Origin of the sequence: Actinoplanes derwentensis (genome assembly GCF_900104725.1) — a bacterium.
Classification (GTDB): domain Bacteria; phylum Actinomycetota; class Actinomycetes; order Mycobacteriales; family Micromonosporaceae; genus Actinoplanes; species Actinoplanes derwentensis.
Window position 1 is genome coordinate 2230085 of sequence record NZ_LT629758.1, and the last position, 9032, is coordinate 2239116.

12 protein-coding genes and 2 pseudogenes are annotated in these 9032 nt (G+C 69.8%); 4 read left to right on the forward strand and 10 right to left on the reverse strand.

What is annotated here, in order from left to right; genetic code table 11:
• The first annotated feature begins 205 nt into the window (after positions 1-205).
• Entirely contained in the window at positions 206-688 is a 483-nt protein-coding gene (locus tag BLU81_RS10265; RefSeq protein ID WP_092543769.1) for a hypothetical protein, read from the forward strand.
• Between the two features lie 636 nt (positions 689-1324).
• On the opposite strand, the gene BLU81_RS50415 is transcribed toward BLU81_RS10265, so the two are convergent.
• The 3 genes and pseudogenes from BLU81_RS50415 to BLU81_RS52000 all read right to left on the reverse strand — a co-directional run.
• A complete protein-coding gene (locus BLU81_RS50415; protein WP_231954920.1) occupies positions 1325-1615 on the reverse strand; it encodes a hypothetical protein in 291 nt (96 codons plus the stop codon).
• 18 nt (positions 1616-1633) lie between these two features.
• Positions 1634-1753, reverse strand: a pseudogene (locus BLU81_RS51995) (patatin-like phospholipase family protein); the annotation flags it as partial.
• Between the two features lie 181 nt (positions 1754-1934).
• A pseudogene (locus BLU81_RS52000) lies at positions 1935-2165 on the reverse strand (patatin-like phospholipase family protein); the annotation flags it as partial.
• Between the two features lie 88 nt (positions 2166-2253).
• Between BLU81_RS52000 and BLU81_RS10275 the strand changes: the two are divergent.
• The gene (locus tag BLU81_RS10275) at positions 2254-3117 is read left to right on the forward strand and encodes a HEAT repeat domain-containing protein (RefSeq protein ID WP_157751452.1); all 864 of its coding nucleotides are present in this window, start codon (positions 2254-2256) and stop codon (positions 3115-3117) included.
• A 101-nt stretch (positions 3118-3218) separates the two neighbouring features.
• Here the strand turns inward: BLU81_RS10275 and BLU81_RS10280 are convergent, their stop codons facing one another.
• From BLU81_RS10280 to BLU81_RS10290, 3 genes are all read right to left on the reverse strand, one after another.
• Entirely contained in the window at positions 3219-3725 is a 507-nt protein-coding gene (locus tag BLU81_RS10280; RefSeq protein WP_092543773.1) for a nucleoside deaminase, read from the reverse strand.
• A 64-nt stretch (positions 3726-3789) separates the two neighbouring features.
• A complete protein-coding gene (locus BLU81_RS10285) occupies positions 3790-4212 on the reverse strand; it encodes an organic hydroperoxide resistance protein (RefSeq protein ID WP_092543775.1) in 423 nt (140 codons plus the stop codon).
• The gene (locus BLU81_RS10290; RefSeq protein ID WP_092543777.1) at positions 4209-4658 is read right to left on the reverse strand and encodes a MarR family winged helix-turn-helix transcriptional regulator; all 450 of its coding nucleotides are present in this window, start codon (positions 4656-4658) and stop codon (positions 4209-4211) included. Before BLU81_RS10290 ends, BLU81_RS10285 begins: the two co-directional genes overlap by 4 nt.
• A 79-nt stretch (positions 4659-4737) precedes the next feature.
• Between BLU81_RS10290 and BLU81_RS10295 the strand changes: the two genes are divergently transcribed.
• Entirely contained in the window at positions 4738-5265 is a 528-nt protein-coding gene (locus BLU81_RS10295; protein WP_092543779.1) for a GNAT family N-acetyltransferase, read from the forward strand.
• Here BLU81_RS10295 and BLU81_RS10300 read toward each other — a convergent pair.
• The 4 genes from BLU81_RS10300 to BLU81_RS10315 all read right to left on the reverse strand — a co-directional run bounded on the left by BLU81_RS10300 (position 5262) and on the right by BLU81_RS10315 (position 8149).
• Positions 5262-6113, reverse strand: a complete 852-nt coding sequence (locus BLU81_RS10300; protein ID WP_092543781.1) for a sigma-70 family RNA polymerase sigma factor — start codon at positions 6111-6113, stop codon at positions 5262-5264. The two genes, BLU81_RS10295 and BLU81_RS10300, sit on opposite strands and share 4 nt — an antisense overlap.
• 122 nt (positions 6114-6235) lie before the next feature.
• Positions 6236-6910 (reverse strand): Clp protease N-terminal domain-containing protein, encoded by a 675-nt coding sequence (locus BLU81_RS10305; RefSeq protein WP_092543783.1) that lies wholly within the window; start codon positions 6908-6910, stop codon positions 6236-6238.
• A gap of 41 nt (positions 6911-6951) precedes the next feature.
• A complete protein-coding gene (locus BLU81_RS10310) occupies positions 6952-7305 on the reverse strand; it encodes a DUF6204 family protein (protein WP_092543785.1) in 354 nt (117 codons plus the stop codon).
• Positions 7306-7321: 16 nt separating this feature from the next.
• Positions 7322-8149: a sugar nucleotide-binding protein gene (locus BLU81_RS10315; protein WP_092543787.1), complete on the reverse strand. Its 828-nt coding sequence runs from the start codon at positions 8147-8149 to the stop codon at positions 7322-7324.
• A gap of 426 nt (positions 8150-8575) precedes the next feature.
• Between BLU81_RS10315 and BLU81_RS10320 the strand changes: the two genes are divergently transcribed.
• Positions 8576-8998 (forward strand): hypothetical protein, encoded by a 423-nt coding sequence (locus BLU81_RS10320; protein ID WP_157751453.1) that lies wholly within the window; start codon positions 8576-8578, stop codon positions 8996-8998.
• The last annotated feature ends 34 nt before the right edge of the window (positions 8999-9032 follow it).

The following is a 9032-nucleotide window of genomic DNA, read 5'->3' on the forward strand; positions in this document are numbered from 1 at the left end:
CTCGAGCCTGACAACCACTCCAGGGTGCTGGAGACGCTGTCGGCGGCGTGCCTCGATGCGGGTCTTCGGGTTGCGGTCGGTTGTCTGAGTTGTTCCAGCGGTTCGGTGAGCGCGGAAGTGTCCTGACGCCGGCCCGAGAGCATGCGGGAGGCTGCGGCGTGGGCGCGGCCGGCGGTAGCGCAGATGCGGGGTGAATCATGACGGCGTGGCTGAGTTGACCTTGTTCGCGGATTACCACCAGATCCATGTCTTCGACGAGGGATCGGAGACGGATCTCGGCGGCGAGTGGACTGGCCGGGCGGTGGATGATCGTTTGGCAGTCGGCTGGGACGCGGTTGCTGTCGGTACCACGGTCGATGTCGACGTCGAGGTCAGCGTCGAGTTGCTGGACGGGCCGCCGCCGGACGACAGCGTCGACTTCGATCACGTCGCGGAAGTCAGTCTGTGTTGCTCGTCGGGGCGTCTGGTGGTCATGGGATGCACCGACTACGAGCCCGATGCGCGACGTTTCCCGGTGGCGGCAGGCTGGCTGCGGTTGCGCGTGTCTCAGTCCAACCTTGATCGCGCCCATCAAGCAGGCCTCGACTCGGACGGTGATCCGCAGACGACGGAGCGGCTACGCCTGCAGGTGTGGTCGGCGGCGGCAGCGCCCGTGGTGGTTTCTCGTCGTTGGCAGCCGCCGGCGTAGTAGAGGTTCCTCGGCTAGGCAGTGTCGCGTGGGTTCGGTGTCCGTGCACCCACCGGCCCGCTGATCTGCCTCGCCCTCCAGAGCAGCAACTTCTCCTCCGAACCGAAGGTAGGGTCCGGCGGGTGAGGTTGAACTTTTTGATCATGTGACGGAAGAGCTGACACGGCGAGGCCGGTCGTTCGTTTCCGCGCATGGGGTTCGAGTTGGCCTTCCCGGCGTTGAGCAATACCGCTCTGTCTGGCGGAATTGGGTATCCCGGTCGTCGAGATCGACCTTGCTGTGGCGTTCCAGCAAAGGAATGGCAGACACGTGGTGGCGGGGCCCGATTCGCTGATAGCCGTCTACTCGGGCGAGTCCACCTGTCTCGGCGCGCCCGGGTGTCCGCACCGGATTGATCTACTCAGGGCTGGATGACCGGGGTCTGCACGTAGGCGTGTAACAGCAGGTAGTGCCGCACCGCAGCGTCTCGTCGGTTGGGCTGCGGGCCGTTCGTTCGCCTGGGTCGACGATGAGATCACCGATACCGGCCGGGGGCGATCCTCGTCGGGGTCTCGTCGATGGTGATTACGCCGTTCTCCAGGTCTGGCTGCACTGGCGACGGCACGCCGACGCGTGAGGGCGGTCTGAAGGTCCTGGTCAGCGCCAGAAGGCGGTGACTGCTGTGGCGTGGGCGCGGCCGATGGTTCGGCCGGCTCGGGCGGAGGCGGCTCGGGTGGTCGGGGACAGTGGGTTGGGGCCGGAGGCGTCCAAGGAGGCCTGGTCGGCGTTGATGGTGTGGACTTCGGCGGGTTTCAGGGCTGCGATCTCTTCGGCGAGGGTGGGGCCCCAGAGGGCTGGTGTGTCGGGGCGCGCCGGCTGGATGAGCAGGATGCGGTCGATGCCGGTGGCGAGGTCGGCGTTGGTGCCGGAGCGTAGGCCGCCGTCCATGTGGTGGTGGCCGTTGTGTTCGACGGGTGGCCAGACGCCGGGGACGGCGCAGCTGGCGGCGACCGCGTCGATCAGGGGGATGCCGGAGGCGCGGTCGAAGGTGGTGCCGTGGTCGGTGTCGGTGTCGACGGCGGTCAGTAGGAGGCGTTGGTGGGGCCAGGTGTGGTTGGGGCAGGCGGGCGGCGATGGCGGTGCGGCGGGTCTGTGGGGTGACGGTGGGGGTTTGGCGGGCGAGTGTGCCGATGCGGCGGCGGCGTTCGTCGGGTGTGCCGGGGGTGGCGAGGGTGGTGGTGAGTTGTGCGATGAGGGCGGGGAAGTCGATGCCGGGTTCGAGTTCGGCTGTTTCGTCGGCGAGTCGGGCCTGGTAGAGGTCGTTGATGGGGGTGCCGCTGGTGATTTGGGCGGCGACGGCTGATCCGGCGGAGGTGCCGATGATGAGGTCGGCCTGGGTGATGCGGGTGGTGAGGGTGGGGTCGGTGTCGGCGAGGCCGCGCAGGACGCCGAGTTCCCAGGCGATGTCGGCTACGCCGCCGCCGGCGAGGACGAGCAGGCGTCGGCGGTGCCGGAGAGGATGCGGGCGCGGGTCTGCCGGCCCCGGGTGGTGCTGGCGATCTTCGCGGGCATGGGATCGAGCGTAGGTGGCGGTTGACTGGACTGGCGAGTCCAGTTGTGGTCCGGAGTGGGAGGTGTTCGTGGCGGGCAGTCTGCCGTTGGAGTTGTTGCTGAGATCGGCGCGGCGTGAGGTCGAGGACGACGACGGTGATGCGGCGATGCCGTCGTTGGTGGCGCTGCAGGGGCGGGCGACGCGGGAGGTCTTCGATCGTGCGTGTGCGCTGGTGGTCGACCCCGAGGTGGTGCTGCGGGAGCTGGGGGTGCGGATTCTGCGGGAGCTGGGTGACGAGCAGCCCGACGGGTTCCGGCCGTTTCGTGGGGAGACGGTGGCGTTGATGCGGGCGCGGCTGGCGCTGGAGCCTGATCCGGGTGTGGTGCGCTGGATCGTGTCGGCGCTCGGTTGGCACCGTGATCGGGAGGCGTTGCCGGAGGTGGTGGCGCTCGCCGGTCATCCGGATGTGCGGGTGCGGTTTCATGTGGCGGCGGCGTTACCGGGCCTGGTCGACCGGGAGCGGGTGGAACCGGCGGCCGCTGAGGCGTTGTTCCGGCTGTGTCATGACGAGGATGCCGACATCCGGTATTACGCGTTGTATGCGGTGACGCGGGAGATCGGGGGCCTGGACGTCGAGGCGGTCACCGCGCTGGTGGTGGGGCTCGCCGATGATGCCGACGAGCAGGTGCGGGCGATGGCGGTGGCGCATCGCGAGGCGATCGGTGTGGTCCGGGAGTTGCTCGATGGTGTGGTGGAGCCGGGTCGGCGTGAGCGTCTGATCGGGCCGGTTCTGGTGGAGCTCGCGTGGGCTGAGGATGACGCTGATCTGCTGGAGGATCTGATCACGGACTCGGATCTCGCGGAGCGGCTTGTCAGGTGGTGGGCCGGGCGGGACTGACCGGGGGTGTTCACTGGAAGTGGGTGGCGGTGGTGATGATGACGGTGATGTTCGCGGGTTCGTCCATGCTCGCCGTGGTGGAACGTCAACCGGGCTTGAGGTCAAGGGTGCGGTCGGGGGTCCCAGAATCCGTGGTGGACGCGGGTGGCGCCGGGCAGGTCGGCGGGGCCGTCGATCACGATGGGGCGGCCGCCGTGGGTGAAGACGTCGCGTGCCGGCAGCCGGAGCGGTGGGATGCCGTCCTCTTCGGTGACCATGGTGGCGAGGTCGGCTTCGGAGAGGGCGAACACGATGCGGCCGATGCCGGACCAGTAGATCGCGCCGGAGCACATGGCGCATGGTTCGGTGCTGGTGTAGAGGGTGGCGCTCGCGCGGGTGGCGTGGTCGAGGGGCCCGGCGAGGCGGACCAGGTTGGTTTCGGCGTGCCCGGTGGGGTCGTTGCCGGTGACGACGCTGTTGCGGGCTTCCAGGACGGTGCCGGCGGCGGTGACCAGCAGGGATCCGAACGGGTGGTCGCCGCGGTCGCGGGCTTCGCCGGCCAGGGCGATGGCGCGTTCGAGGTGGGTGACGTCGGTGGTGGTGATGGTCGTGGTGGTCACCAGGGTCATGACGGGCAGCGTAACGCCGGGCCGGCCGGGACTGGGGAGTCCTGGCCGGCCCGGCGTGCGGGGCTCAGGCGAGGTTGAGCTGGACCTCGACGTTGCCGCGGGTGGCGTTGGAGTACGGGCAGAGCTGGTGGGCGGCGTCCAGGACGGCCTTGGCGGTGGCTTCGTCGAGGCCGGGGAGTTCGGCTTCGATGGTGACGGACAGGCCGAAGCCGCCGGTGGGCAGCGGGCCGATGCCGACGTCGACGGTGATGGCGGTGTCTTCCAGGGTCACCTTCTGGGCGGAGGCGACGCGCTTGAGGGCGCTGTGGAAGCAGGCGGCGTAGCCGGCGGCGAACAGTTGCTCGGGGTTGGTGAGGGCGCCACCGGCGCCGCCCATCTCCTTGGGGATGGCGAGGTCGAAGTCGAGGACGCCGTCGCTGGAGCGGACGTGGCCGTTGCGGCCGTCGCCGGTGGCGGTGGCGGACGCGGTGTAGAGCGTGGTGCTCATGTGGGTTCCTCCGGAGGGGTGGTGTTTCCGGCACTGCGGGCGCGGTGCAGGAGGGTGTGGAGCTGAGTGAGTTCGGCTTCGGTGAGGCCGGTGGCGCAGACCAGGGCGTGACTGAGGTCGCCGATGGCGGTCTGCAGCCGCAGGCCGGTGTCGGTGGGGTGGATCCAGACGGTGCGTTCGTCGTGGGTGGCGCGTACCCGCTGGATGTGACCTTGGGTTTCGAGGCGTTTCAGCAGGGGGCTGAGGGTGCCGCTGTCGAGTTTGAGGGTGCGGCCGAGGTCACGGATCGTGGTGGGGCCGTCGTGCCAGAGGATGCGCAGGACGAGGTATTGGGGGTAGGTGAGGCCGTGGGGGTCGAGGTGCGGCCGGTAGATCGCGGTCATGGCGCGGCTGGCCGCGTAGAGCTGGAAGCAGATCATCTGGTCCAGTGCGGTGCTCTCGCGCATGACCAGAACAGTAGTACCCAATTCAATTGTGCACAACTGTTTGGTGCCGTGGGTCACCACTGTGTGTGATCATGCGGCCATGGCGAACATCCGCTTGCTCAAGCTCTCCCCCGCCGCACTCACCGCGCTCGTCGACGGCGATCTGGACGCCGCCAGCGCCGCGGCCGGGTATCCGCTCAGCTCGTTCCTGGTCGACGAGAACTGGCTGTGGCGCGTACGCATCGACGACATCCGCCGCGACCCCGAAGCCGCCGACTGGATCGCGCGCGCGGTGATCGCCGAACCCGAAGGGGTGATCGTCGGCCACGGCGGCTTCCACGGGCCGCCCGGCGACGACGGCGTGGTCGAGGTCGGCTACACGGTGGCACCGGGGTACCGGCTGCGCGGATACGCCACCGCGATCCTGGGCGAACTGCTGCGCCGCGCGGACGCCGATCCGCGGGTGACCGCGGTGCGGGCCAGCATCCGGCCGGACAACATCGGCAGCCGGAAGGTGGCCACCGGGCACGGCTTCCAGAAGATCGGCGAGCAGTGGGACCCGCAGGACGGCCTGGAGGACGTCTACCTGCGGCGAGCCGGCGGCCACGTACCAGCGCAAAGCTCTTAAGCGGCCAGCCGCTGACCCTGCACGTCGGTGGCCGACAGTCGCGACGCCATGGTGGAACGCTCGGCGATCTTCGCGGCGTAGACCGCGCGGCGCCGGGCCACACAGCCGTCCTTGGCGACCGGGGCCTGGCGCTGCTCCATGTGGGTGTTCAAACCGTCCCGCAGCAGCGCCAGGGCCTCGGTACGCAACTGGGACACCCGCGACTCGGTGACACCGAGCGCCTCGGCGACCTCCGACAGCGGCCGCTCACCCAGGAACGACGCCTCCACCACATAGCGCAGGCGCTCGGGCAGCACCGTCACCGCGTCGTGCAGGTAACCGAGACGCTCACGGTGCAACAGCATCTCCTCCGGAGTCAGGGAGGTGTCGGTGACCATGTCCTCGGCGGTACCGGCGGTGAAACCCTGCAGCGACAGCACGGCCGCGCGCTGCACGTCGTCGTCGACACTGGCGAGTTCACCGACGGCCACACCGAGCAGCTCGGCCAGTTCCTCGGCGGTCGGGGTGCGGCCCAGCCGGCGGGTCAGCTCCTCGCGGGCCACGTCGGCGCGCCGGGCGCGGGCCCGCACCGAACGTGACGCCCAGTCCATGCTGCGCAGCTCGTCCAGCAGTGCGCCTCGGACCCGGACGGCGGCGAACCGGCCGAACGGGATGCCACGTTCGGGGTCGAAGGCCTGGGCGGCGGTCACCAGGGCGGCGTACCCGGCCGAGGCCAGATCATCTCGATGCACATGCGGGGGCACTTTGAACAGCGTCTCGCGGACCATGTGACCGACCAGCGCCATGTTGTCGCGGATGAGCTCTTCCTGGACGGCGGTGACGGCGGAAGCGGTGCTGGTGGCAGTCATAACGGTTCCCCCTGTGTCGGCTGGCCGGCTGGCAGGGGGAACTTTTCGCGGCTACGGGTGCAACCGGAGGGCACTCTCGGTTGCTGCTTGGTTGCACCGTGAATTTCTTCTCAAGTGGCGGTTCACACCTCCTGCGGGCCGGCGGCCACCGTCTGCTCGACGGCCGCCTTGTCCAGGTCGAGGGTGCCGCCCTCCTCCAGGATCGCCAGCAGCACGTGCCCGGTGCCGACCGTCTCGTGGCCCAGGCGCAGCGCCTGACGGAAGGTGAGCTCCAGGGCCTTGCGGGCGCGGGCGTCGAACGGGATCAGCGGCCGGACCTCGGCGTTCCCGGCTGCCCCGGTGACCAGATCGCGGATCTCGGCGATCGTGCGGCCCTGGGCCGCAACGGCCTGCACGGCGAGACCGCTGTCCTGGTCGAGCAGCCCGAGCACCAGGTCACCGGGGCTGATCTCGTCGTGGCGCAGCCGGGCCGCGTGCGACATCGCGGCGACCACGGCGGCACGGCCCAGGCCGGAGTAGCGGTGGAAACCCTGCGACGGGTCGCCAGCTGGAACCGACCGTTTCTGGGCGGCCTGCTTGCTGACACCCATGCTGCGGCCGATCTCGGTCCAGGAGGCGCCGGAGCGGCGGGCCTGGTCGACGAAGTGGCCGATCAGGTGGTCGGCGAGTTCACCGAGCCGGTCACTGAGCCGCACCGCGTCGGACAGGGCGTCCAGAGGGCTGTCGGGGTGGCCGGTGGAGACGGCGTGGATGAGGTCGTCGAGACGAACCGGTGTCTGCGTCATAGCGTCAACCATAGGTTGACGATCCGAGAATCGTCAACCTATGGTTGACCTGATCAACCCTGAAGTTTGCGGCCACGCTTCCCGAGCGGAACCTCCGACAAGTCGACCGTCTGCGAGGTCAGGCGCTTGAACCCGTACCCCCGCCCGGTCATCCACGCCGCCGCCTTCGCCTCGGCCCGCGCCGTCACCTGCGGCACCTCCCGCTCGTCGTGCACGGTCTCGCCGAACCGGAACGTGAAGAACGGCCGGGCCGCCAGGTCATAGGTCAGATGCCCCTGCTCGGAATACTCCACGGCCAGGATGTCGGCATGCTCACCACCGGCGGCGATCAACTCCGCCTTCTGTGTTTCGGACAGATCGTCGAAAGACCCGCGAACGGTGACCCGGATCGTACGGCTCGCACTCATCGCGCCAGTATCGTGCTCAGCCCCGACCGGAGCGAACGAATTCCGTGGCACCCCGCAACCGCACCGACAACAACGCCCGGGCCCGGCCGGTCCGCAACCGCAGATCCGCCGGCCGGGCCAGCCCCAGCGCCGCCAGCGACCCCGCCGGAATCGCCGTCTCGTCCAAGCCGTCCCGGCGCGCCACCAGAACCCCCAGGTCATAACGGCTGACCGCATCCGCACCGGCCACGTTCAGCACCCCCGCATAGTCACCGGCGGCCAGTTCGAGAAGCGCGTCAGCCAGATCGTCGACGTGCACCGGCTTGCGGATCTCATCGGTGAACAACGCCCCGCGCACCCGCCCGGCGATCAGATCCCGGGTCAGGATCTCGTGCGCGCCGTTACCGTCCCCCAGGATCAGCGAGGTCCGCACGACCGCCGCCGACGGATCGACAGCCCGCACCGCGGTCTCGGCGGCGGCCTTCGCGGCCCCGTACGCATACACCGGATCCGGCACAGCGTCCTCGCCGTACTCCCCCAGCCGCCCACTGAACACCGCGTCACTGGAGACATGCACCAGCCGAACCCCGGCCGCCGCCAGCGCCACATGCGCCGCCCCGTCAGCGGTAGCCGCCCAGTCGTTACGATCACGCCCCGCCGCGGCGTGCACGATCGCATCCGGCCGCACCGCGGCCACCACCCGCCGGACCGCGTCCCGATCCCGGATGTCCAGGCGCACGGTAGCGGTCGCACACGCCGCCGACACATACGTCCCCACCGCGTCCCAGCCGGCTGCCGCCGCACGCGCCATCACCCGGCGCCCCAACGACCCGCTTCCCCCGGTGACCAGCAGAACTCGTCCCACGCGCGCACTGTAGGCGCTCCCCCGGGCCCGAACCAAAAAACCACGACCGGGGGAAGTGCGCCTACCCACAGCCCCGCCCCCACCCCGCACGGCAGGCGGCCCGCCCGGGCCGTCCCGCGCCCGCCGGGCGTGAGCGCCCCGTCACCGTCGCACCGGTGGCCGAGAAGCTGTCCCCCGCGCCAGCTCCGCGAACTCAGGCCGAACGGGCCCCACCGGACACGGGCCCGCTCGACTACGGAATGTCACTGCGGCGCAGATACGCGCACCCGGATCACGGAAAGGACGTAGCGGACCGGTAGACCTGGCACCAGCACGCACTCGGGGGCCAGCAGGATCGACGGGGGCCGGCCGGGCCGAAATGCTTGGAGGATGCGAATTGCCGAGCAGGTCCCGATCACCATACGAACAGCACGCACGATGTGGCTCGTGGCGATCGGTGCAGGGGTCTTCGAGACCGTCCTGATCGTGACGAGCGGCCGGGCGGCCGGCGGCTCCGTCATCGGCGTGACTGTCCGGGCCGTCGTGTTCATCGCGGCCGTTCTGGTCGTGGTGCGGATGTACTCGGGCCAGCGGTGGGCCCGATGGGTCCTCACCGGAGCGCTGGGTCTGCTCGGTACTTTGTCGTTGACCGCGGACCCCGTCCTCTGGCTGGCCGAAGGCAACTCGATCAACGAGGCGGTCCGGAACTCCGGAGCCGTCGACCTGCTGTTCGGCGGCAGCCGCGTGGTGCACGTCGCCGCCGTGCTCTGCGGGTGTGTCCTGATGTTCGTGCCGTCGGCCAACGCGTACTTCCGGACCCGGCCGCCCCGTCCCGCACACGGGCCGACACCGGTCGGCGACCGTCTCTAGGGCATCACCCGGCTTCGCGGCAGAAGCGGAAACA

Coding starts and splice junctions, on each gene's coding strand:
- BLU81_RS10285 (WP_092543775.1), bottom strand. CDS start 4,212: ATGAGCACCACGCTCTACACCGCGTCCGCCACCGCCACCGGCGACGGC.
- BLU81_RS10295 (WP_092543779.1), top strand. CDS start 4,738: ATGGCGAACATCCGCTTGCTCAAGCTCTCCCCCGCCGCACTCACCGCG.
- BLU81_RS10290 (WP_092543777.1), bottom strand. CDS start 4,658: ATGCGCGAGAGCACCGCACTGGACCAGATGATCTGCTTCCAGCTCTAC.
- BLU81_RS50415 (WP_231954920.1), bottom strand. CDS start 1,615: ATGGACGGCGGCCTACGCTCCGGCACCAACGCCGACCTCGCCACCGGC.
- BLU81_RS10310 (WP_092543785.1), bottom strand. CDS start 7,305: ATGAGTGCGAGCCGTACGATCCGGGTCACCGTTCGCGGGTCTTTCGAC.
- BLU81_RS10305 (WP_092543783.1), bottom strand. CDS start 6,910: ATGGTTGACGCTATGACGCAGACACCGGTTCGTCTCGACGACCTCATC.
- BLU81_RS10300 (WP_092543781.1), bottom strand. CDS start 6,113: ATGACTGCCACCAGCACCGCTTCCGCCGTCACCGCCGTCCAGGAAGAG.
- BLU81_RS10280 (WP_092543773.1), bottom strand. CDS start 3,725: ATGACCCTGGTGACCACCACGACCATCACCACCACCGACGTCACCCAC.